The sequence below is a fragment of the Xanthomonas prunicola genome, assembly GCF_002846205.1.
In the GTDB taxonomy this organism is placed as follows: Bacteria; Pseudomonadota; Gammaproteobacteria; order Xanthomonadales; family Xanthomonadaceae; genus Xanthomonas; species Xanthomonas prunicola.
Window position 1 is genome coordinate 682,993 of record NZ_PHKV01000001.1, and the last position, 23,001, is coordinate 705,993.

Here is a 23,001-nt window from a genome sequence, read left to right on the forward strand (position 1 = left end):
ACCACCCCTGAAGCGGCTCGCCCGCGACAGACGGCATGTCGCCCGAGCTGCCGGGCGTTCGCCTGCAAGGGTCTATTTTTCACTCAGAATTTACAATCAAATTGGCGTTTCAGGCGCCTGATCAGGTCCAGCGCACATACCCGGCCTCATTGAAATCGCTTCCATATCAATGACATCAAGTTTTTCGGGACCTGATTGTCACATTCGGACGAACGGCGCCTTCACACCTTCATTATTCGGGCTCAGCCGCCGATACCACACTGCAGCCCACGGACTGCCGGATACTGCTCCCCGTATCAGCCCCCCCAGCCGGACTCAGCCTATGTTGCCCTCACACGATGCCGCCCTCGTTGCCCAACCGCCTGCCGGTCGACACGTTGCGCGCATCACCTGGACTACATGGCTGCCTGCCGCTGCACACATCGGGCTGCTGGCCTTGCTCACCTGCCACGCCGCCACGCTGTTGCCCGGCGGCTTTCTGATCGGGCTAGGACGCTTGCTGCCCGCCCTGCTGGTGCTGGGCGCGGCAAGCGCCGGCCTCTGGTGGTGGGCGCGCCGGCGTCACGCTGCGCAACTGCAGCAAGCCGTGAGCACGGCGGTGGCAATCGGCGAAGGGCGCTCCCAGCGTCTGGACCTGCGCAACGCCTCCGGCGAACTCGCACCGCTGCTGCATGCGCTGCAGGATGCCCAGGACAAGCTCGCCATCCGTATCGATGTGATGGAACAAGGCCTGCGCCATGGCCAGTTCGTGATCAAGGCGCTCGACGATCTGGACACCATGATCCGCATCGCCGACGACGATGGCCAGGTGTTGTTCGCCAACCGCAAGCTGCTCGCCATGCTCAAGCTGATCGAGCCGGATGTGCAGAGCTTCCGTCCCACCTTCCACGCCGAAGGCTTCGTCGGCGGCAGCATCGGCGACATCTATCCGGACAGCCAGGCTGCGATCGATCGCATGCGCGCATTGAACGCCTCAAAGGCTGTGCGTGCGCCGTTCTTTGGCCGCCAGATCGACTTCGTCTACAGCCCGATCATTGCCGCCGATGGCAGCAAACTTGGCACCATCGCGCAGTGGATGGACGTCACCGCGCAGGTCAACGCCGAGCAGGCGCTGATCCAGATCATCGACGACGCCGCCGCCGGCGATTTCAGCCATCGCATGCAGATCGATGGCATGGATGGCGTGCTGTTGACCCTGGCGCAAGGCATCAACCGCATCTACGACTCGGTGGAAATCCATCTGGGCGCGTTGGCCCGCGTGATCGCTGCGCTGGCCGAAGGTGACCTCACCCAGCGCGTGGACGGTGATGCGCATGGCATCTTCGCGCGTCTGCGCGACGACACCAACCAGACCGTCACCCGTCTGACCGAAATCATCGGCGGCATCCAGAGCGCATCGGACACCATTCGCCAGGCCGCAGTGGAAATCGCCGTCGGCAACACGGACCTGTCCGAACGCACCGAGCAGCAGGCGGCCAACCTGGAAGAAACCGCAAGCTCGATGGAAGAGCTCACCTCCACCGTGAAGCAAAACGCCGAGAACGCACTGCAAGCCAATCGCCTGGTCGTAGGTACCGGCGAAGTGGCGCAGAGCGGCGGCCAGGTGATGGACGACGTGGTCGCCACCATGGGCCAGATCAGCACTGCCTCGCGCAAGATCGGCGAGATCATCGGCGTCATCGACGGCATCGCGTTCCAGACCAATATCCTGGCGCTCAACGCCGCGGTAGAAGCCGCACGTGCCGGTGAACAGGGCCGCGGTTTCGCGGTGGTGGCATCGGAAGTGCGTGCGTTGGCAAGGCGCTCGGCCGATGCGGCCAAGGAAATCAAGACGCTGATCGCCGATTCCACCGACAAGGTGGAGCTGGGTTCGGGCCTGGTGCACCGCGCCGGCGCGACCATGCGCGAGATCGTCGGCTCGGTCAAACACGTCACCGACATCATGAGCGAGATCACCTCGGCCAGCGCCGAGCAATCCAGCGGCATCGAGCAGGTCAACCGCACGGTCGCGCAGCTGGACGAAGTGACCCAACGCAATGCCGCACTGGTGGAAGAAGCCACCGCCGCTGCGCGCAGCCTGGAAGAACAGGCCGTGGAACTGGCCGATGCGGTATCGATCTTCCGCCTGCAGCCTGCGCACAGCGGCAACCCGAATGGCGTGCACGCGAGTTTCAAAAGCGCGGCGGCATAAGACGCCAGCACAGCGCATCGCACAATCACCGTGGGAGCGCCCTCGGGCGCGAGGAAGCGTTGCCGGTAAGGCCGCCTCGCGCCCAGATGCGCTCCTACGCGGAGATGGCTTGCCGGCAGTGAGGGTCAATCCAAAAACCGCGTGCGCTGCTCGGGTGTGGGCAGCATGCAGTGCTCGGTCCGGCCGAACCAGCGATAGCGGTTGCGTGCGATCAGGCGATAACCGATATCGCGCAGGCCGCGTGGCACCACGCGCAACACGGTGACCACGCGCCACAAGCCCCCCAATCCCGCCAGCACGCGCACGATGGCATCGCTGTCGGTCCATGCTCCGGTGTCGTCCACCAGCAGAAACGACAACGGATCATCCGGATCCAGCCCATGCTGCCGCAGCAGCGTGCGCCCGGCTTGCCCCTGCATCGCGGCAAAGCGATAACGCCCGCGCCGATCGTGGCGCAGCAGGAACTTGACCCAGCCATTGCACAGCAGGCACACGCCATCGAACACGATGGTCGCGGGCACAGCACCTGGCTGACGGCCGGGCGGCTCCACGCGCGACGGCTTCGAGTGAGCAGGCTCCAACCGAGACGACTCCAGCTGAGACACGTCAGCGAGCGGTGGATCAACGCGGTTCAAGCCAGCCCTCGTAGCGAATGAACGGGCCGACCAGCGGCAAGTGCACGTCGACCAGGAATCCGTAACGCCCGGCGTCGGCATGCTCGCGGCAACGCACCTGCTCGAACCAGCGCGCAGGCAACCGGATCCAGCCCAATGCCCATACCCGCGTGGCCTGCCAGTACAGCGATTGCGCGTCGGCGCGCAGCGCGAATTCGAACCGCACCGCGCCCAGATGTTCGCGCAGGCGCGTGCCCTCGCGCCACAGGCGCGAATGCATCGGCAGGCCGCCGAACCGCCGATGCCAGCGCTCGCCTGTCGCGTCAGTGAGAAACTCCACTTCGACCTCCACCTCGCCACTGCGCGGCAAGCGGCTCAACAGCGCCAGTAACGGGACCAGCGCGTGCGTGCCGCGTTGAATCCTTGCCCGGCCGGCGAAGGTCTGCCGCTGCTGCACCGAATGCAGCGCGCGCACCGACGCAGGCAGCTGCGCGAACGCGTCCTGCCCCAACACCTGCGCAAACAACGGCACGCTCAGGGCGCGATCCATGCCAGCGTGGCCATGCGTCCGCTGCGGCGGTCGCGACGATGCGAGAAGAAGCGTTGCGGCTCGGAGATGGTGCAGAGCCCGCCGCCATGGATCGCGCTGGCCGGCACACCGGCATGCTGCAGGCGCTGACGCGCCAATGCATACAAGTCCACCCGCCAATGCCCCGGGCGGGTCGCAACAAACGCGCGTTGCGCCTGCGCATCGTGCGCGACGAAGGCGTTGAACACGTCTTCACCGATTTCATAGACCTGCGGCCCCGCTGCCGGCCCCAACCATGCAATCACCTGCTGCGGCGGCGTGCGCATCGCCGCCACGCTGCGCTCCAGCATGCCGTCGGCCAAGCCGCGCCAGCCTGCATGCGCGGCGGCAACTTCGCTGCCATCGGCAGCGGCGAGCACGACCGGCAGGCAATCGGCGGTGAGGATCGCCAGCACCACGCCGGGCACGGCGGTTACCGCTGCATCGGCGACCGGTTCCTGCGCGCCTGGCGCGACAATGCCCGCTGCAGGCGGCTGTTCGCCGGGCGCGAGCACGGGCGCGTCGACACGCAACACCTCCACCCCGTGCACCTGACGCAGCCACTGCGGGGTGCCGGGCAGTGCCAGCGCCTCGACCAGCAGCGCCCGGTTGCGTTCCACCTGCGCCGGCGTGTCGCCATCGGCACTGTTGCGGTTGCCGAGGTTGAGCGTGTCGAACGGCGCCAGCGAGCCGCCCAGGCCGTAACGCAGCGTGGTCAGCGCATGGATGCGTGGTGGCGCCGGCCAGTCGGCCGGCAGCACGAAGGGTGCGGCGGCAGCCACGTCAGCGGCGTGCCAGCTCGGCGGCGCGTGCGCTGTCTTCGCGCAGCGCGGCCATCAGCCGCTGCAGGTCGGCTGGCACCGGCGCGCTGGCGCGGACCGGCTCGCCGCTGACCGGATGCAGGAATTCCAGGGTTTCGGCATGCAGCGCCTGGCGCTTGAAGGTGCGCAGTTCGTGCACCAGCTCGTCGGTGGCACCCTTGGGCAGCTTGAGCGCGCCGCCGTACAGCGGGTCGCCGACGATCGGCGATTTCAGGTGCGCCATGTGCACGCGGATCTGGTGGGTACGCCCGGTTTCCAGCCGGCACTCCAGCGCGGTGTGCGCGCGGAAGCGCTCGCGCAGGCGGTAATGGGTCACCGCATCGCGGCCGTCGTCGCGTACCGCCATCTTCAGGCGGTCGCGCGGGTGACGGTCGATCGGCGCATTGGCGGTGCCGCCGGAGACCAGCGCACCGACCACTACCGCCAGATACTGGCGATGCACGTCACGCGCAGACAGCTGCTCCACCAACGCGGTCTGCGCCTGCACGGTACGCGCCACCACCATTACGCCACTGGTGTCCTTGTCCAGGCGGTGCACTACGCCAGCGCGCGGCACCGCCGCCAGCGCCGGGTCGCGGAACAGCAGCGCATTGACCAGGGTGCCGTCCGGATTGCCGGCGCCCGGATGCACCACCAGGCCGGCCGGCTTGTCGATCACCAGCACCTGATCGTCTTCGTACAACACGTTCAGCGGGATGTCCTGCGGCGCGGCGTGGGTCTGGGTTTCCAGCACCACTTGCACCTGCACGCTTTCGCCGCCGCGCAAGGTGTCGCGTGGGCGCGCCATGGCGCCATCCAGCAGCGCGTCGCCGGACTTGATCCACTCCGACAGCCGCGAGCGCGAGAATTCGGGGAACAGCTCGGCCAGTACCGCGTCGAAACGGCGTCCGGCGGCGTTATCGGGCACGATCGCTTGGCGGATGGACGGGTCGAGGGGTTCGGCAGATGGGTCGGACATGGACACAGGCACTCAGGCAAAAGCGGGAATTTGGGAGTCCGGGCGGCAAGAGTCAGTCGCCGGACAGGCCACTAGGCTATCATCGCGCTCTCGTTTTCCTGATGCGTCCTGCCCAGACCCATGATCCGACGGTCCACGTTTTCCGCGCCTGCGCGCCTGATTGCCCTCATGCTGGTCATGGCGTTCGTCGTCACCGGCTGCCACCGCGGTGCCAAGGACAAGAATCCCGACGAGGGCATGCCGGTCGAGCAGCTCTACGGCAAGGCCCACAATCTGATGGAGAAGGGTAACTGGTCTGGCGCCGAAGCCAGCTTCAAGCGCCTGATCGCCCAGTACCCGTACGGACCGTACACCGAGCAGGCGATGATCGAAAGCGCCTACGCCCAGTACAAGGCCGGCAAGCACGACGACACCGTGTCCAGCGTCGACCGCTTCATCCGGACCTACCCGACCCACCGCAACATCTCGTATCTGTACTACCTGCGCGGGCTGGCCAACAGCAACCGCGACACGGTGTTCTTGCGTCGCGTGTGGTCGCTGGACCCGAGCCGTCGCGACCTGTCGTCGCCGCAGCAGGCCTATAACGACTTCAATACCGTCACCGACCGCTACCCGAACAGCCGCTACGCGGCCGACGCGCGCAAGCGGATGATCGAGCTGCGCGACGTGTTTGCCCAGCACGAGCTGGACAACGCGCTGTACTACCTGCGGCGCGATGCATGGGTGTCTGCTGCCGGCCGCGCCAACTACCTGCTGGAAACCTATCCGCAGAGCGCCTATCAATACGACGCCGTTGCGGTGCTGGCCGAGGCCTACACGCACCTGGGCAACAAGACCCTGGCGGCCGACGCACGCCGCGTGCTGGAGCTCAACGACCCGCAGCACCCATGGCTGACCGGCAACTGGCCGAAGTACCCTTGGGCCATCCGCAAGCTCAACCCGTTTGCCGGCGAGAAGTCTGCCGCCACCGGTCAGCGCAATGCGCAGATGAATCGCGACTGAGATCATCAGTCGCCGGTGTCATGAGTAAAGGGGCCGCAAGGCCCCTTTATTTATTGCGGCGACGCGGATGCAGCCACACGCCTGCAACGGCGCGCTGATCGCCGCAGGCGCTTGTGGTGTCTGACGACGGTGATGCCTGATCGGCCGGGAGATCCCCTGTCCAGCCTCACGCGCCCGCGTCCCACCCTCTCCAGTAGCGCGAGTCGCGCCGAGCTGCGACAGCTGCGAGCACCTCGCAAGACCCGGCACCAGATCACCGAACCGCCCCTGCGCGCTGCCTATACTCGGTTGTGAAGAAGATCCGACTCTCCGCTGGCGTCAGCTCAGGAGGCCGCATGTCTCGCTGCATCGTCCCGTTCGTGCTCGCCGTGTTGCTGGCGGCAATGGCCACGACGACCACCGCCGCGCCCATCGTCTACGGCGTCAACGCCCACGACAATCGCCCTGGCTATCCCATGAGCCAGGCCGAGGCACGCTTCAAGCTGCTGGCGGCGCGCAATCTGCGCAGCTACCGATTCGATGTGGATCCGCGCGACTACGCAACGCTCGATGCGCTGGTCTCACTGGCGCGTCAGTACGGCATCACCCTGCGCCCGATGGTCTATCCGATGTCGCGCGAGATCGGCTATCAACTGGCGCGCCGCTATGCGGACGACATCAAGGTCTGGGAGATCGGCAACGAACAGGACCTGGTACGCGCCGAGGCCGACACCCGCATCGCCGCGATGACCACCATGTATCTGGGCATGCGCCAGGCTTCCAACGAACTGGGTGCCGGACTGCGTTTCACCATCAACATCACCGCCTGCAACAGCGACGACCGCAGCGTCACCGCGCGCTGCCCGGGCGATCGCAATGGTTCGCTATGGTTTCTTGCCAAGGCCAAGGCAGCCGGCTTCGACTTCGACCACATCAGCTTCCATTACTACGCGTTCCACCACGATGCCGGTTACTGGACGGACTTGTATCTGGGCCAGCTACGCACGGCGGCGCAGACCTACAGGACACCGGTGTTCTTCAACGAGCTGAACTGCGCCGAGGTCTACACCGGCAATACCACCGGCGGCACGCAAGGCGATGGCGGCTGCTACGACAGCCTGGCGCAGCTGCTGCGCAACGTGCGCAGCAACTATGCCGACGTGGTGTCGGAGATCAATGTCTACGAGTTGCTGGACCAGACCACCATCCAGGGAGCGGAAGGCCACTTCGGCCTGATGTACGACCTGACGCGGCCCAAGCCGACCCTGGAGCTGCTCACCGGCTTCGCGCAACCGCCGGCCACCGCCGCGATGGCCGGCGCGCCGGGTTACTGACCGGAATAGCCATTGGTGATCGGGTAACGCCGCTCGCGACCGAACGCGCGCCGCGACACCTTCGGCCCGGGCGCGGCCTGATGGCGCTTCCATTCGTTGATTCGCACCAAGCGCAGCACATGTTCGACGGTGTCGGCCGCATAACCGGCGGCAACGATCTCATCGCGCGACTGCTCCTGGTCGACGTAGCGGTACAGGATGCCGTCGAGCACATCGTAGGGCGGCAGCGAATCCTGGTCGGTCTGGTTGTCGCGCAACTCGGCCGATGGCGGACGCGAGATCACCGCTGGCGGAATGACCGGCGCACCGCCGACGGTGTTGCGCCATTTCGCCAGGCCGAACACTTCGGTCTTGTACAGATCCTTCAGCGGCGCGTAGCCACCGCACATATCGCCGTAAATGGTGGCGTAGCCCACCGCGTACTCGCTCTTGTTGCCAGTGGTCAGCAGCAGCCCACCGAACTTGTTGGACAGCGCCATCAGGATCACACCACGGCTGCGTGACTGCAGATTTTCTTCGGTGATATCCGGCTGGGTGCCCTCGAACATCGGGCCCAGCGCGGCGAGCAAACCTTCGAAGGCCGGCTCGATCGCGATGGTTTCCAGCTTCACGCCCATCGCGCGGCATTGCTCCTCGGCCAGATCGTTGGACAGACAGGCGGTGTAGCGCGACGGCAGCCGCACGGCGGTGACGTTATCGCCGCCCAGCGCATCGACCGCCATCGCCAGTACCAGCGCCGAATCGATACCGCCGGAGAGCCCCAGCCACACCTTGCTGAAGCCGTTCTTGCGGCAGTAATCCTGCAGGCCACGCACCACCGCGCGCCAGGCCAGCGCGTCCATGCTCTCGTCGCCATCGTCCACCCAGGTCACCGGGGTGAAGCGGCGCTCGCCGGCGGCGTAGTCCACCACCAGCCATTGATCGACAAAGGCGGCGGCGGCCGGATGCACGGTGCCATCGCCATCGGCCACCACCGAGGCGCCATCGAACACCAGCGCGTCCTGGCCGCCAACGACGTTGAGATAGGCGATTGCCGCCCCGCTCTCACGTGTGCGCTCGGCCAATAGCGCGTCGCGCTGCGCGTGTTTGCCGCGCTCGTACGGCGAGGCATTGGGTACCAGCACCAGCTCGGCGCCGGCCTGCACGGTCTTGGCCAGCGGCTCGGCAAACCACAGGTCTTCGCAAATGACGACACCCACCTGCACGCCCTTGATCGTGACGACGCAGTTGTCGCCATCCGGGTCCACGTCGAAATAGCGGCGCTCGTCGAACACCGCGTAGTTGGGCAATTCGCGTTTGCGGTAGGTCGCCTCGATGCGCCCGTCGCGCAACACGCTGGCGGCGTTGTAGACCACGCTGCCGGCGCTTTGCGGCCAGCCGACTACTGCAACGATGCCGCGCGTGGCAGCCGCAATCCGTGCCAACGCCTGCTCGCAATGGGCCAGAAAGCCGGGCCGCAACAGCAGATCTTCCGGCGGGTAGCCACTGATCGCCAGTTCGGGAAACAGCACGATGTCGGCCTCGAACTCGTCGCGCGCTGCGGCGATGTACTCGATGATGCGATCGGTATTTTTTGCCACCGCCCCAACCGGGAAGTCGAACTGGGCCATGGCGATGCGGAGGGTCTGGGACATATCGGCAGCCTTTTGCAGATTCCTACCGAACGCCGGAAGGAGAAAGAGAGAAGCGGGCAACGCAGAGCCGTTGCGCAATCGCGTCGCAGACAGTGTCGGTGCACACCAGTACCTCATTATTCCAGAAGCGCAGCAGCTGGAAGCCCTTGCGGTGCAGGAAGGCCTCGCGCATGGCATCGGAGGGCGCGTCCAGATGTTGGCTGCCGTCTAGTTCCACGATCAGCGTGCGTTCCAGGCAAGCGAAATCGGCGACATACGGGCCCACCGGACACTGCCTGCGGAACTTGAATCCCAGCAAGCGCCGATCACGCAGGCGAGACCAAAGCAAACGCTCGGCGGCAGTCATCTCGCGCCGCAAGGTCTTTGCAAAGCCGATTTTTTCACCGGTGCGCATCGGGAGCTCCCAGGTCTGGAGAGCTCACAGCTTGGTGTGGAGCGCCGCTGCTCGCTATCGGCTGCGGCCGTTGGGGGATGTAAGGAAAGCTGCCCTCACCCCTACCCCTCTCCCGCAAGCGGGAGAGGGGAAATCCCAGGCGAAAGGCAGACGGTGGATCGGTCTGCGTCTGACCTAACGCTCCTTCTGCTTCTGCTTCTGCTTCTGCTTCTGCTTCTGCTTCTGCTTCTGCTTCTGCTTCTGCTTCTGCTTCTGCTTCTGCTTCTGCTGCTGCTTCTGCTTCTGCTGCTGCTGCTGCTGCTGCACAGTTGTAACTCCTACCGCCACAACACTCACACCTGCGCTTGCCCCTCCCTTCTCCCGCCTGCGGGAGAAGGTGCCCGAAGGGCGGATGAGGGCAAGCTCCCAAGCACCAACAAAAAAAGGCCGCCCGAAGGCGGCCTTTCTGACGCTCACACGCTTGCGCGCGCGGCGTGCTTACTTCACCAGCGCAGCAATCGCCGCACCCAGATCACCCGGCGAACGGACGGTCTTGACGCCAGCGGCTTCCATCGCCGCGAACTTGCCTTCGGCCGTGCCCTTGCCGCCCGATGCGATCGCACCGGCGTGGCCCATGCGCTTGCCGGCCGGAGCCGACGCACCGGCGATGAAGCCGACCACCGGCTTCTTGACGAACTGCTTGATGTACTCGGCACCGGCTTCCTCGGCGTCGCCACCGATTTCGCCGACCATGATGATGCCTTCGGTCTGCGGGTCTTCGTTGAACAGCTTGAGGCAGTCGACGAAGTTCAGGCCGTTGATCGGGTCGCCACCGATACCGATGCAGGTGCTCTGGCCCAGGCCCACTTCGGTGGTCTGCTTGACCGCTTCATAGGTCAGGGTGCCCGAACGCGACACGATGCCGATCTTGCCCGGCTTGTGGATGTGGCCCGGCATGATGCCGATCTTGCACTCGCCCGGAGTGATCACGCCGGGGCAGTTCGGCCCGATCAACACGGTGTCCGGATGCGAACGGGTCAGCACGTTCTTGACGCGCAGCATGTCCAGCACCGGGATGCCCTCGGTGATGCAGACGATGACCTTGATGCCGGCCGCAGCCGCTTCCAGGATCGCGTCGGCCGCATACGGCGGCGGCACGTAGATCACCGAGGCATCGGCGCCGGTGCTCTGCACGGCGTCGGCGACGGTGTTGAACACCGGCAGGTCGATATGCGTGGTGCCGCCCTTGCCGGGGGTCACGCCGCCGACGACCTGGGTGCCGTACTCGATCATCTGAGTGGCGTGGAAGGTGCCCTGCTGGCCGGTGAAGCCCTGCACGATCACCTTGGTGTTCTTGTTAATCAAAACGGACATGGATAGTTCCTTCGGTGTCGTGGATCAGGCGGCGTTCTTGACAGCTTCAACGACTTTCTTGGCGCCGTCGTTGATGTTGTCGGCCGGGATGATAGCCATGCCGCTGTCGCGCAGCAGCTGCTTGCCTTCTTCCACGTTGGTGCCTTCCAGGCGCACCACGACCGGAACCTTGACGCCCACTTCCTTGACCGCAGCGATGATGCCTTCGGCAATCATGTCGCAGCGGACGATGCCACCGAAGATGTTGACGAAGATGCCTTCGACCTTGTCCGAGGACAGGATCAGCTTGAACGCTTCGATGACGCGCTGCTTGTTGGCACCGCCGCCCACGTCCAGGAAGTTCGCCGGCTCGCCGCCGTTGAGCTTGATGACGTCCATGGTGGCCATGGCCAGACCAGCACCGTTGACCATGCAACCGATGTTGCCGTCCATGGTGACGTAGTTGATGTCCAGCTCCGAAGCGGTGACTTCGGTCTCGTCTTCCTGCGTCTTGTCGCGCATGGCGATCAACTGCTTCTGACGGAACGCGGCGTTGTCGTCGCTGTCGAACTTGCCGTCCAGCGCGTACAGGTTGCCGTCGTCCAGGATCGCCAGCGGGTTGATTTCAACCAGCGCCAGATCCTTTTCGTTGAACAGCTTGTACAGGTTCACCATGATGCTGGCGAACTGGCCGGCCTGCTTGGCGGTCAGGCCGAGCTTGAAGCCGAAATCGCGGCCGTGGTAGCCCTGCACGCCTTCGACGAAATCGACGTTGAGCGCGTGGATCAGTTCCGGCGTCTCGGCCGCAACCTGCTCGATCTCCACGCCACCCTCGCTCGAGGCGATGTAGGTGATGGTCTTGGTGCCGCGGTCGACCAGGATCGACAGGTACAACTCCTTGACGATCTCGCCGGCGGTGGTCACCAGCACCAGATTGATCGGCAGCTCGACGCCGGCGGTCTGGTAGGTGGACATCTTGGTGCCGAGCATCTTGGCCGCTGCGGCCTTCACGTCGTCGGTGGTCTTGCAGAACTTGACGCCGCCAGCCTTACCGCGGCCACCCGCGTGGATCTGCGCTTTCACCATCCAAGGGCCCTTGCCCAGGGAATTGGCGACTTCAACCGCTTCGTCCGGGGTCGCCGCGACCTTGCCGGCCGGAACGGGGATGCCGTACTCGGCAAGCAGCTGTTTTGACTGGTATTCGTGGAAATTCATGCGTCACCGTGGGAAAAGGAAACGACCGCTGCGTGCAACGCAGACCGCCAGGGCGGCACGTCATGGGACGCGAACGGGCCGCCTATTGTGGCCGACCACGCCGTGCGGCGCAAAAGTCGCCGGGATCGGCCGGCTGATCGGAGCGCTTGCGCGCGGACCGACTCTGTGTGCAAGCGCTGCGCAGACCGCGCACCTGCCTATACTCGCGGCTCGCTCCAGCGGGGAAATCGGCTTGGCATCCATCGCATCGCTCATCGCCCGGATCCAGTCCGCGCCGCAGCGCGAGCTGTACTTTTTCTCGTTGTACCGGGTGCTGGTGGCCGGCCTGATCGCCGCACTGGTGTTCAGCCCGTTGTCCGACGCCATCCCCGAGCCGCGTTACCCGCACCTGGCCGCCGGCGTGGCGATCGGTTACCTGTGCATGGCGATCCCGCTGCTGTTCTGGGGCCGCAGCGAACGCCGCCTCACTGCGACCGTGTTATGCGCGGTGGTGGCCGACATCCTGGCCGCAACCCTGGCCACGCATGCGCTGCCCGGCGCCAGCGCCGGCATTGCGATGATGCTGCTGTTCAACGTGGCGGCCGCCTCGATCCTGCTACGGCTGCGCTACGGCATGAGCATCGCCGTGCTCGCCAGCGCGGCCATCCTGCTGGAATACCTGTGGACCGTGCTCGAGGGCGGCGGCGCCACCCGCCCGGTCGCGGAGCTTGCGATGTTTGCCACCAGCTACGTCGCAGTGGCCTTCATCTGCGAGCAGATCGCCTCGCGCGCGCGCCGCAACCAGGTCTTGGCCGAAGAGCGCGGTGCGCAGGTCGCCAATCTGTATGAGATCAACGAGCTGATCATCCGGCGCATGCGCACCGGTGTTCTGGTGGTGGATGCGCATAACCGCATCTCGCTGGCCAACGAGGCGGCACTGGCCCTGCTTGGCGATGGCGACCCACGCAATGCGCCGGCCGACCTATCGCTGGTGACACTCACCCCGGAACTGGCCCGCCGGCTACAGCGCTGGCGTAGTGGCTGGCGCCAGGAAGAAGCCCCGCTGCAACTCGGCGCCGACCGCCCGGAAGTGCAGCCGCGCTTCGTGCGCCTGCTCGCCGACAGCGACCTGGTGCTGGTGTTTCTGGACGACGCCACGGTGGTGTCGCGTCGCGCCGAATCGCTGACGTTGTCGGCGATGGGGCGCTTTTCGGCCAGCCTGGCGCACGAGATTCGCAACCCGCTGGCCGCAATCAGCTACGCCTCGCAGTTGCTGGAGGAGTCGCCGGACATCGGCGATGCCGACCGTCGCCTGTTGCAGATCATTCATCAGCAATGTCAGCGTACCAACGGCATCGTCGAAAGCGTGCTCGCACTGGCGCGCCGGGAACGCGCCACCCCTGACAACCTGGATCTGGCCGCATTCGTGCGGCGCTTCGTGGTCGAGTACCGGCAGACCTTGTCCATGGAGACCGACATCCTGGAGGCCAGCATCCAGGGCAGCTCGGTGCATGCCCTGGTCGACCCCAAGCATCTGCACCAGATCCTCACCGCGCTGGTCCACAACGCGCTCAAGTACGGTCGGGTGATGGACGAACCGGCACGGGTCAAGTTGCGCGTCGAACGCCTTGAGCGCATGGCGGTGATCGATGTCGTGGACCGCGGCCCCGGCATCCCCGACGCCGTCGCCGCGCAGTTGTTCCGCCCGTTCTACACCACCTCCGAACACGGCACTGGCCTGGGCCTGTACATCGCGCAGGAACTCTGCCGCGCCAACCAGGCACAACTGGAGTACGTCTCGATCCCCGGCGGCGGCGCGTGTTTCCGGATTTCGTTGCAGGGACCAAACGGATTACTTCGGAAGTGAGTGCTCGGCCGTCGGCTGCGTGGGATATCTGATGTGGTGATATCGAGTCGATCGCGCAGCTTGTCCGATACCAGACAGTTGCAGTGACCGACGGTGCCAATGCCCCGCAGCAACGGGCTGTCAGGTCGCGCGGGTTTGGGCGGGGGAGGCTCTCGGCAGCAGATCCGTTCGAAAAGCTGCCCTTGGCCACGCCCCCTTCGCCGACTGGCATCTGCTCATCGCAAACGCTCAAAAAACCACATGGATGCCCCTGCGCTGCAGGTGAATCGTTGAGCCGCGACCCGGTCGACAATTGTCGACCATCATCACGCTGGGCTATCGTGCGTCCCATGAACGAACCCAAAAGCGCCCTGGTTGTCGATGACGAGCGTGATATCCGCGAGTTGCTTGTTCTCACCCTGGGCCGCATGGGGCTGCGCATCAGCACCGCCGCCAATCTGGCCGAAGCCCGCGAATTGCTGGCGAACAATCCCTACGATCTGTGCCTGACCGACATGCGCTTGCCCGACGGCAATGGCATCGAACTGGTCACCGAAATCGCCAGACAGTACCCGCAGACCCCGGTGGCGATGATCACCGCGTTCGGCAGCATGGACCTGGCAGTGGAAGCATTGAAAGCCGGCGCCTTCGATTTCGTCAGCAAGCCGGTCGACATCGGCGTGCTGCGCGGCCTGGTCAAGCACGCACTGGAATTGAACAACCGCGACCGCCCCGCCCCGCCCGCGCCACCACCGGAACAGGCCAGCCGCCTGCTCGGCGACTCCGGCGCCATGGAAAGCCTGCGCGCCACCATCGGCAAGGTCGCGCGCAGCCAGGCGCCGGTTTACATCGTCGGTGAATCGGGCGTGGGCAAGGAGCTGGTCGCACGCACCATCCACGAGCAAGGCGCACGTGCCGCCGGCCCGTTCGTGCCGGTCAACTGCGGCGCCATTCCCGCCGAGCTGATGGAGAGCGAATTCTTCGGCCACAAGAAAGGCAGCTTCACCGGCGCGCATGCCGACAAGCCCGGGCTATTCCAGGCCGCACACGGCGGCACGTTGTTCCTGGACGAAGTGGCCGAATTGCCGTTGCAGATGCAGGTCAAGCTGCTGCGCGCCATCCAGGAAAAGTCGGTGCGCCCGGTTGGCGCCTCCAGCGAATCGCTGGTGGATGTGCGCATCCTCTCGGCCACCCACAAGGACCTGGGCGACCTGGTCTCCGACGGCCGCTTTCGGCATGACCTGTACTACCGCATCAACGTGATCGAACTGCGCGTGCCACCGCTGCGCGAACGCGGCGGCGACTTGCCGCAACTGGCCGCTGCCATCATCGCGCGCCTGGCGCACGGTCACGGCCGCCCCATTCCACTGCTGACCCAATCCGCGCTCGACGCATTGAATCACTACGGCTTCCCCGGCAACGTGCGCGAACTGGAAAACATCCTCGAACGCGCCCTTGCCCTGGCCGAAGACGACCAGATCAGCGCCACCGACCTGCGCCTGCCTGCCCACGGCGGGCACCGCCTCGCCGCCACGCCCGGCAGCGCCGCCGTCGAACCGCGCGAAGCCGTCGTCGACATCGACCCCGCCTCGGCCGCCCTACCCTCCTACATCGAGCAGCTGGAACGCGCCGCGATCCAGAAGGCGCTGGAAGAAAACCGCTGGAACAAGACCAAGACCGCCGCGCAGCTGGGCATCACGTTTCGGGCGCTGCGTTACAAGCTCAAGAAGTTGGGGATGGAGTAGAGAGGGCGGAATTGGGAATTGGGAATTGGGAATTGGGAATTGGGAATCGGGAATCGGGAATCGGGAATCGGGAATCGGGAAGATCTTGCAGCTTCGATTGCTCTCGCGGGGCCGAAGCCAAGTCGATAGCAGTACACGCACGGTTCGACTTGGCGTTTCCCTGATCCCCAATCCCAACTCCCCGCCGCTCAGCCCTTTCACGTCGGCGCAATAAACTGCCCGAGGGCGGCTCAAGGCACCACCACCCCACCACGCAAAGCACGCTACTGCCCTTCTCCCGCCTGCGGGAGAAGGTGCCCGAAGGGCGGATGAGGGCGCTCAGTCCTTGGTCACCCGATTGATCTCGGCCAGGCTGGTCACCCCATGCGCGGCCTTCATCAAGGCCGACTGGCGCAAACCGCGGATACCGAGGCAAATCAGCAGAGCACCTGCCTGCAACACAACGTCGACAAAACTCCCTTCTCCCGCCCGCGGGAGAAGGTGCCCGAAGGGCGGATGAGGGCGCTCAGTCCTTGGTCACCCGATTGATCTCCGCCAGGCTGGTCACCCCATGCGCGGCCTTCATCAAGGCCGACTGGCGCAGATCACGGATGCCGATACTTTGAGCGGCCTCGGCGATCTGCATCGCATTGCCGCCTTCCAGCACGATCGCGCCGATCTCGTCGGTCATCGGCATCACCTGATAGATACCGGTACGGCCCTTGTAGCCTTCGGTGCACTCGTCGCAACCGACCGCCTCGTACAGTTCGATACCGGCAGCGATCTGCGCCGGCGTGAAGCCTTCGGCCAGCAACGCATGCTCGGGCAGGTTCGCCTTGCGCTTGCAGTTGTTGCACAACCGACGCGCCAGACGCTGCGCGATCACCAGGGTCACCGACGAGGTGATGTTGTACGGCGCGATGCCCATGTTCATCAAACGTGCGATGGTCTGCGGCGCATCGTTGGTGTGCAGCGTCGATAGCACCATGTGGCCGGTCTGCGCCGCCTTGATCGCAATCTCGGCCGTCTCCAGGTCGCGGATTTCGCCGACCATGATGATGTCCGGGTCCTGGCGCAGGAACGAGCGCAAGGCCGCGGCAAACGTCATGCCGCGCTTGTTGTTCTGCTGGACCTGATTGACGCCGGGCAGGCGGATTTCCACCGGATCCTCGGCCGTGGAGATGTTGCGCGTCTCGTCGTTGAGGATGCCCAAGGCCGTATACAGCGACACCGTCTTGCCGGAACCGGTCGGCCCGGTCACCAGCACCATGCCGTAGGGCTTGTGGATCGCATCCAGGAACAGCTTCTGCTGGTCCGCCTCATAGCCCAGCTTCTCGATGCCCAGCTTGGCTGCGCTGCCGTCCAGGATACGCAGCACCACCTTCTCGCCGAACAGGGTCGGCAAGGTGCTCACGCGGAAGTCGATCTGCTTGGTCTTGGACAGGTTGAGCTTGATGCGCCCGTCCTGCGGCACCCGCTTCTCGGCGATATCCAGCTGCGACATCACCTTCAGGCGCGCGGCAATGCGCTGACTCAGCTTCACCGGCGCCTTGGCCACATTCTTCAGCAGGCCGTCGATGCGCAAGCGCACCCGGTAATCGTCTTCGTAGGGCTCGAAATGGATGTCGGAGGCTCCCCGCCGGATCGCATCCACCAGCACCTTGTTGACGAACTTCACCACCGGCGTGTCGTCGCCCTTGGCATCGACCCCGGAATCCCCGCCGGCGCCCATGTCCTCGTCGCCGCTCGAAACGTCAAGATCCCCCATCTCTTCGTCATCGTCACCGAGGGAGGAGCCAAGCGAGGCATTGCTAGCCTGCCACTGCTCCAGAGTGCGACGGATCTGGTCCTCATCGACCAAGATCGGCTCGACAACCAGATTGGTATGGAACTTGATGTCGTCCAGCGCACGTGTCTGAGTCGGGTCACTCACCCCAACGAACAACCGGTTGCCGCGCCTGAACAAAGGCAGCACCTGGTGCTTCTGAAGCAATTCCTCGCTGACCAGCTTGACGGCGCTCTGGCTGGCGTCGAATACCGACACGTCCATCAATGGCATGCCGAACTCGACTGCGTTGGCAGCGGCCAGTTGCGCAGCACCGACGACTTTGTTCTGAGTAAGCCAGATTGGCAGCGGCTGCCTGGCTGCAGCCGCCTTTGCCATGGCATCGCGAGCAGCAGCTTCATCCAGCGCGCCATCCTGGACTAGGCGACGGGCAAGGCCGGTAATGCCGACGAGGTTAGCGGTGTTAACGGCGTTCATGCGTCTCCCCTATTGAGCCCGACGCATCGCCCAAGGCGGGCGCCGTGTTGAAATTTCGAGTAAACATATTAACCGTGCAACTCCAGTGGACGCATGCTTTCGTAAACCGTTCACTGCTTTCAAAACGGCTGCGTACGGTGCCAGCGCCAGGCACTGTCAATGATCGCGGACATATCTTGCCAGCTCCGCTCCCAACCCAGCACTTGCCGTGCCTTGGCACTGGAGGCCACCAAACGCGCCGGGTCTCCAGGACGCCTCCCAACCAGCTCGAAAGGCACGGGCCGACCGACCACCTGCTCTGCCGCAGCGACGACATCCATGACCGAATAGCCCTGCTCACTGCCCAGGTTGAAATCGTGTGCCCCTGGACTGCATTCCAGTAGAGAAACTGCCAGCGCGTGAGCTCTGGCAAGGTCTTGCACGTGGACATAATCGCGGATGCAGGTGCCGTCGGCCGTGGGATAGTCTGCGCCATACACTTTTAGCGGCGGCGCTTTCCCGGCCGCCGCCCTCAGCGCGTTCGGAATCAGATGCGTCTCACACGGATGCGCCTCGCCAATGCCATGCTCGGCAAGGGCACCGGCAGCATTGAAGTAGCGGAGTACTACCGAAGACAAACCATAGGCCGCATACGCATCTGCCAAGATGCGTTCGACCATCAGCTTGCTAGCACCATAAGGCGTGATCGGGTGCATTGGTTGGTGCTCATCGATCAGCGCCACCGGCGACTGCCCGAATACCGCCGCAGTGGAAGAGAACACCAGTTTTTCCACGCCTCGGCGGCGCATCTGCGCCAGCAGGTTCAGCGTACCAGTCACGTTGTTCTGATAGGTAGGGAACGGTTCATCCACTGATGCGGCTACCAGCGAGGTCGCGGCAAAATGCATCACCACGTCATAGCGACGCTTATCGAAGGCTCGCGCCAGCGATGCTTCATCTAGCAAGTCTGCATGGATGAACTCGCCCCATTTCACTGCTTCGCGGTGTCCAGTGGACAGGTTGTCCAGCACGGTCACCACATGCCCTTGTTCGGCCAGCCAATGCGACATATGGCTGCCGATATACCCCGCCCCTCCACAGACAAGGATGTCCCACATCCGTTCGACTCCAAGTCCGATAAAACACTACGAAATCCGGCGCCTCCAACCAGCCCCGGCAGGGACCGGCACGGGCAATGCTCAGGCCTTGGCTTCTTCGTGGTACTCATCGTCCACGTTGATCGACCACAGGCGGCTCTTATCCACATTGCCGGTGAGGATTTGCTCGGCCGCTTCCTTGGCCGTCAGCATCGAATGGTCCTGATTGTTGTAGCGATGCATGCCGTTGCGCCCCACCAGAAACAGATTGGGCACCGCGTCCAACGCGATGCGCAATTGGTCGAAGCGTGCATATGATTCGCCGAAATAACCTGGGTAGGCTTTGGGCACCCGAATCACCACAGCGTCCTGCGCAGCAGCGGCGGAAACCAGCCCGATCTGCAGCATCTCGCGTTGCGCCAACTGCTGCAGGTCGGTATCGGGCATCTTCCAGAGATCGTCGGTCTCGCGACAGAAGAACTCTAAGCCCATCCACACCATGGACGCGTCCTTGACCATGTGCGGACTCCAGTTATTGAAAATTTGTACGCGCCCTACGTTCACACCTGGCTCCTGGATGTATATCCAGTTGTCACCCAACGCACGCGGCAACTCGCTGGCCCGATAAAGCAGGCCAACGGTAATGAAGTCGCGATACTGCAGGTTGTCGGCGATAGCCGCAATGTCCTCACCCCAGCTCTGCCGCGAGGCCGCCACTAAGTCACGCATAGGCATCGTCGACACCACGTGGCTGCAGTCCAATTTGACAGCTTCGCCCGCCTCGTTCTGCACGGTCACGTTGCGTACTTGCCCAACATCCACGGCCAGACCCACAGCCTTGTGCTTCATCAGCAGGGTGCCACCACGCGCTTTGAATAACTGCGCAGCGGTCTCCCACATTTCACCCGGTCCATGCTTGGGGTACAGAAAATTTTCAATCAGCGAAGTCTGCGCCACCTTTCCATTCAGGCCCAACATGGCTCTTAGTGCATGCAGCACCGCTTTGGTGACCGACAAGCTCTTGATGCGCTGCGCCCCCCATTCGGCACTGATCTGATTGCAAGGCACACCCCATACCTTCTCGGTGTACTCCTTAAAGAACTGGCCGTACAGGCGCTGGCCGAAGCGGTTGATCAGGAAATCCTCCAGGCTCACCTCCGGCTCGATCTTGCTGACCTGCGCACGCAAGTAGCTGAAACCGAACAACACGGACTTGCCCACACCCAGCTTGCGGAAGCTGTCCACGTTCAACTTCAACGGATAGGAAAACAAGCGTCGGTTGAAATAGATCCGCGAAAGGCGGTTGCGTACCAGCATGGCAGTCGGCTGAGCCCCATCGGCCACCGAGACACCGGCCGGCAGGCTATCGCGCGCCTGGCCCTGGTAACGCAGATTCAGAGGAACATCACCCGAGTGTTCAATGGGCATCAGATTGGCCCACCACTGCATCACCCAGTCCGATTTAGAGAAGAAACGGTGCCCGCCGATGTCGATGCGGTTGCCGTTGTGGTTGACCGTTCGTGAAATTCCGCCGACGCAGTCATCGGCCTCCAGCAACGTTACCTGCACGCCGGGCTGCCCCACCAACTCCAGTGCTGCCGTCAGCCCTGCGGGCCCGGCACCAATGATCACCACATGCTTGCTCATGCTACTTCCCTTCCCCAATGGACCGGCCACGCGCGCGCGGCCGGAACAGAATCAATTTCCGCAGTACAAAGTTGGAGTTGAATGAAAAACCCACCGCAATCAACCTGGCAATGCTCCCCGGCATACCAAGCCATTCAATGCTCAGCCACATTATCCCCTGAACCACAAGCAAGCCGGAACAACCGATGAGCACAAAAGCTGCCAGTTCTGCTGAGCGCGAATGGAGGCTGCGCGTAGCGAACACCCAACGCACGCTGATGACGTAGGCCACCACGCTACCTACCAGGAAGCCAGCGGTGGCAGCACCGTACCAGCCCCACCCCCATCTGGCGAGCAAGCCAAAAGTACCCAGATCAACCAGCAACGCCAAGGCCGAAGCCAGCAGATAGCCCCCGCCTTCCGAGGCCCAGCCGCGCCGGGCCGTGGAGGGTGCGGCGACTTCCACTGCAGACGGTTCGTTCATGCCTGGGCGCCCCCCGCAAGCGGCGGCACCCAGTCTGAGCACTTGTACAGGTACTCGGTAGTAATCACTTCGCCTGTCCGCGGGTGACGCACCTGCCACCTGCTGTGTACGTGCTTTTCCTGGTCGAACGGCAACACGAAGTAATCAGGCGGCACCAGATCACCATGCCGCGTACACATATGCTCCAGACCCAACTCGCTGATCCTGCAAGGTTCGGCGTCCACCTGCACGTTCGCCATCACCTCGCAGATCTCTGACTGCAGCGTCACCGGTTCTACTTGGGCGCTCAACTGTCTGCCCAGCAATGCCGTCTGCCGGTTGAACATCTGCCCTGACAACTGCTGCGGGCTGTAGTAATTGGCACGCCGGAGTACCAGCCAAGCCGCACGCGGGGAGGCCTCGCTGGCAAACCAGAACACGCTGGCATTACGAGGGATTTCTTCACTAAACACCGCCGTGCCATGGGCGGACTCTTGGACCCGGGTCCACGGGCTGCGCGAATCCCACACGCTCAACGCGCCCACCAAGGCAGCTATTGAGAGCACGCCCATCAGCGCCTGCCCTTTCGGCCCGCTACTGCGGTAACCCCAGACGGCCAACGCGACCAGCCCGCCGCAGATCAGCGGGTAGGCGAAGATCATCACGTCCTGGCGGACCACTTCCGGATTGCGCCCGGTCATTTCGTACACCGCCCACATCTGCAACTGGTAGCGCGCTGTGGCCACAACCATCGCCACGCTCAATCCTGCCAGCAGCAGGTAGCGAATGGGGGAGCTCACCCGATCAGCCACATGCGGCCAGACCATATGCAGCGGAATCAGTCCCAGCACCGCCCATGGCAGAGTGCTGCGTGGCACGCTGGCACCGATCACGGCAATGGTGACCACCAGCAAGGGAGCAATCCAGTGGTGCCCCCCCCGCTGCCACTGATCCCAGACCAGGAACGGGATCGACGCCGCCGCCAACCAATGCACTACCCACAGCACGCGCCATAGCTGCAGACCGATGGGCAGGATCAGCCTCAAGACATCAGCCAGCAGGAAGCTCAGGCCCAGACCGATCACGGTGGCGAGCAGTACTGCCTTGGCAAGCCGGCCCAACATCGCGTTGGGACCACTCCACTGGGCCAGCAGGCTCAGTAAATAGACATCCGCCAGCACGATGCACCAGTCGCGCGGCGTCCAAGCGCCCAGAAACACCTGGTCGCCCACATCATCAATCATGCTGCGCCATTGCGTGTCCATTACCAGCAACAGGCCAGCGAAGGGCCCGACCTTCAATGCTGCCAGGACCAGCACAGGCACCACCAGCAGCAATGACCACAGCCAGCGGCGGTCACCCAAAACGAGCCAACACCAAGCGACTAGCACAGCGACGATGGCCTGCAGGGGATGCAGCAAACCCGCAGCAGCGAACAAGGCCACTGCCCATGCCATCCGAGCGCGCACCAGCGCCGCCATGGCCAGCAGGCATAGGGCTTCGGCAATGGGTCGCGCGGTCAGGAAAGGTTCCGCATACGAAAACATGCTGAATGCGCCATAGCCTGTGGGCATGACGATCAACGCCAGCAGCGCGGGCCAGCGCCAGCGTGCCGGGAACAGCACATGCACGCACCAGGCGCTGGCAGCATAGAAGAGCAAACGACTGACAAAGGTCAGCACCAAGAAGGCCTTGCCCGGCTCTACGTGGGCCAGTAGCAGCGCCAGCTGCTGAGGAAACAGCGTGAAGCTGGCTTGGCTGCCCGCAACGAAGAACAGGTCACGGTTAAAAATATCGGGCGAAATCAGGCGCAAAGCTTGCGCCAGATACAACGTCGCATCGTGGCGGATACCGGTGTAAGGCCTGAGATAGACGATCAATGCCAGCGCGAAACACCAGGGCGCGATCCTGCGCAACGTCAACATGTGCAAGGTCCATATCCAAAAACACGAGCCCCGCAGATGCGGGGCTCGTTTACAGTA

Annotated in this window: 19 protein-coding genes and 1 pseudogene; 5 read left to right on the plus strand and 15 right to left on the minus strand. The window is 64.0% G+C overall.

The window, feature by feature from the left end; genetic code table 11:
* Positions 1-322: 322 nt before the first annotated feature.
* Positions 323-2,191: a methyl-accepting chemotaxis protein gene (locus tag XpruCFBP8353_RS03030; RefSeq protein WP_101361858.1), complete on the plus strand. Its 1,869-nt coding sequence runs from the start codon at positions 323-325 to the stop codon at positions 2,189-2,191.
* Between the two features lie 125 nt (positions 2,192-2,316).
* Here the strand turns inward: XpruCFBP8353_RS03030 and XpruCFBP8353_RS03035 are convergent, their stop codons facing one another.
* From XpruCFBP8353_RS03035 to rluD, 4 genes are all read right to left on the minus strand, one after another.
* Entirely contained in the window at positions 2,317-2,742 is a 426-nt protein-coding gene (locus XpruCFBP8353_RS03035) for a thiol-disulfide oxidoreductase DCC family protein (RefSeq protein WP_101361859.1), read from the minus strand.
* Positions 2,743-2,812: 70 nt separating this feature from the next.
* Positions 2,813-3,337 (minus strand): DUF4166 domain-containing protein, encoded by a 525-nt coding sequence (locus tag XpruCFBP8353_RS03040; RefSeq protein ID WP_207759589.1) that lies wholly within the window; start codon positions 3,335-3,337, stop codon positions 2,813-2,815.
* A 2-nt stretch (positions 3,338-3,339) separates the two neighbouring features.
* Positions 3,340-4,155 carry a peptidoglycan editing factor PgeF gene (gene pgeF / locus XpruCFBP8353_RS03045; RefSeq protein WP_101361860.1) on the minus strand — a complete coding sequence of 272 codons (816 nt, stop codon included), beginning with the start codon at positions 4,153-4,155 and terminating at the stop codon, positions 3,340-3,342.
* A 1-nt stretch (position 4,156) separates the two neighbouring features.
* Positions 4,157-5,152, minus strand: coding sequence for a 23S rRNA pseudouridine(1911/1915/1917) synthase RluD (gene rluD / locus XpruCFBP8353_RS03050; protein WP_101361861.1), 996 nt, complete (start codon positions 5,150-5,152; stop codon positions 4,157-4,159).
* 120 nt (positions 5,153-5,272) lie between these two features.
* Here rluD and XpruCFBP8353_RS03055 point away from each other — a divergent pair, with 120 nt between their 5' ends.
* Both XpruCFBP8353_RS03055 and XpruCFBP8353_RS03060 read left to right on the plus strand, forming a co-directional pair.
* The gene (locus XpruCFBP8353_RS03055; protein WP_101361862.1) at positions 5,273-6,154 is read left to right on the plus strand and encodes an outer membrane protein assembly factor BamD; all 882 of its coding nucleotides are present in this window, start codon (positions 5,273-5,275) and stop codon (positions 6,152-6,154) included.
* A 335-nt stretch (positions 6,155-6,489) separates the two neighbouring features.
* Positions 6,490-7,467 (plus strand): hypothetical protein, encoded by a 978-nt coding sequence (locus XpruCFBP8353_RS03060; RefSeq protein WP_101361863.1) that lies wholly within the window; start codon positions 6,490-6,492, stop codon positions 7,465-7,467.
* On the opposite strand, the gene XpruCFBP8353_RS03065 is transcribed toward XpruCFBP8353_RS03060, so the two are convergent.
* The 5 genes and pseudogenes from XpruCFBP8353_RS03065 to sucC all read right to left on the minus strand — a co-directional run bounded on the left by XpruCFBP8353_RS03065 (position 7,461) and on the right by sucC (position 12,042).
* Positions 7,461-9,101 (minus strand): NAD+ synthase, encoded by a 1,641-nt coding sequence (locus tag XpruCFBP8353_RS03065; protein WP_162300928.1) that lies wholly within the window; start codon positions 9,099-9,101, stop codon positions 7,461-7,463. The genes XpruCFBP8353_RS03060 and XpruCFBP8353_RS03065 overlap by 7 nt on opposite strands.
* A gap of 22 nt (positions 9,102-9,123) precedes the next feature.
* On the minus strand, positions 9,124-9,495 hold the full coding sequence (locus XpruCFBP8353_RS03070) for an endonuclease domain-containing protein (protein ID WP_101361864.1): 372 nt from the start codon (positions 9,493-9,495) through the stop codon (positions 9,124-9,126).
* 64 nt (positions 9,496-9,559) lie between these two features.
* Positions 9,560-9,822 (minus strand): annotated as a pseudogene (locus XpruCFBP8353_RS24060) (hypothetical protein); the annotation flags it as partial.
* 150 nt (positions 9,823-9,972) lie between these two features.
* Positions 9,973-10,848: a succinate--CoA ligase subunit alpha gene (gene sucD / locus XpruCFBP8353_RS03080; RefSeq protein ID WP_011038208.1), complete on the minus strand. Its 876-nt coding sequence runs from the start codon at positions 10,846-10,848 to the stop codon at positions 9,973-9,975.
* Positions 10,849-10,872: 24 nt separating this feature from the next.
* A complete protein-coding gene (gene sucC, locus XpruCFBP8353_RS03085; RefSeq protein ID WP_101361865.1) occupies positions 10,873-12,042 on the minus strand; it encodes an ADP-forming succinate--CoA ligase subunit beta in 1,170 nt (389 codons plus the stop codon).
* A gap of 232 nt (positions 12,043-12,274) precedes the next feature.
* On the opposite strand from sucC, the gene XpruCFBP8353_RS03090 reads away from it, so the two are divergent.
* Positions 12,275-13,888 carry a sensor histidine kinase gene (locus XpruCFBP8353_RS03090; RefSeq protein ID WP_101361866.1) on the plus strand — a complete coding sequence of 538 codons (1,614 nt, stop codon included), beginning with the start codon at positions 12,275-12,277 and terminating at the stop codon, positions 13,886-13,888.
* 269 nt (positions 13,889-14,157) lie between these two features.
* Positions 14,158-15,612, plus strand: coding sequence for a sigma 54-interacting transcriptional regulator (locus tag XpruCFBP8353_RS03095; protein WP_207759566.1), 1,455 nt, complete (start codon positions 14,158-14,160; stop codon positions 15,610-15,612).
* Between the two features lie 318 nt (positions 15,613-15,930).
* On the opposite strand, the gene XpruCFBP8353_RS03100 is transcribed toward XpruCFBP8353_RS03095, so the two are convergent.
* The 6 genes from XpruCFBP8353_RS03100 to XpruCFBP8353_RS03125 form a co-directional block, all read right to left on the minus strand.
* Positions 15,931-16,050: a pilus assembly protein gene (locus XpruCFBP8353_RS03100; RefSeq protein WP_101362453.1), complete on the minus strand. Its 120-nt coding sequence runs from the start codon at positions 16,048-16,050 to the stop codon at positions 15,931-15,933.
* 67 nt (positions 16,051-16,117) lie between these two features.
* Positions 16,118-17,854 (minus strand): type IV-A pilus assembly ATPase PilB, encoded by a 1,737-nt coding sequence (pilB, locus tag XpruCFBP8353_RS03105; RefSeq protein ID WP_101361868.1) that lies wholly within the window; start codon positions 17,852-17,854, stop codon positions 16,118-16,120.
* A gap of 119 nt (positions 17,855-17,973) precedes the next feature.
* Positions 17,974-18,951 (minus strand): UDP-glucose 4-epimerase GalE, encoded by a 978-nt coding sequence (galE, locus tag XpruCFBP8353_RS03110; protein WP_101361869.1) that lies wholly within the window; start codon positions 18,949-18,951, stop codon positions 17,974-17,976.
* Between the two features lie 81 nt (positions 18,952-19,032).
* On the minus strand, positions 19,033-20,577 hold the full coding sequence (locus tag XpruCFBP8353_RS03115; RefSeq protein WP_101361870.1) for an NAD(P)/FAD-dependent oxidoreductase: 1,545 nt from the start codon (positions 20,575-20,577) through the stop codon (positions 19,033-19,035).
* 1 nt (position 20,578) lies between these two features.
* Positions 20,579-21,040, minus strand: a complete 462-nt coding sequence (locus XpruCFBP8353_RS03120; RefSeq protein WP_101361871.1) for a GtrA family protein — start codon at positions 21,038-21,040, stop codon at positions 20,579-20,581.
* The gene (locus XpruCFBP8353_RS03125; RefSeq protein WP_101361872.1) at positions 21,037-22,944 is read right to left on the minus strand and encodes a hypothetical protein; all 1,908 of its coding nucleotides are present in this window, start codon (positions 22,942-22,944) and stop codon (positions 21,037-21,039) included. Before XpruCFBP8353_RS03125 ends, XpruCFBP8353_RS03120 begins: the two co-directional genes overlap by 4 nt.
* Positions 22,945-23,001 lie beyond the last annotated feature (57 nt).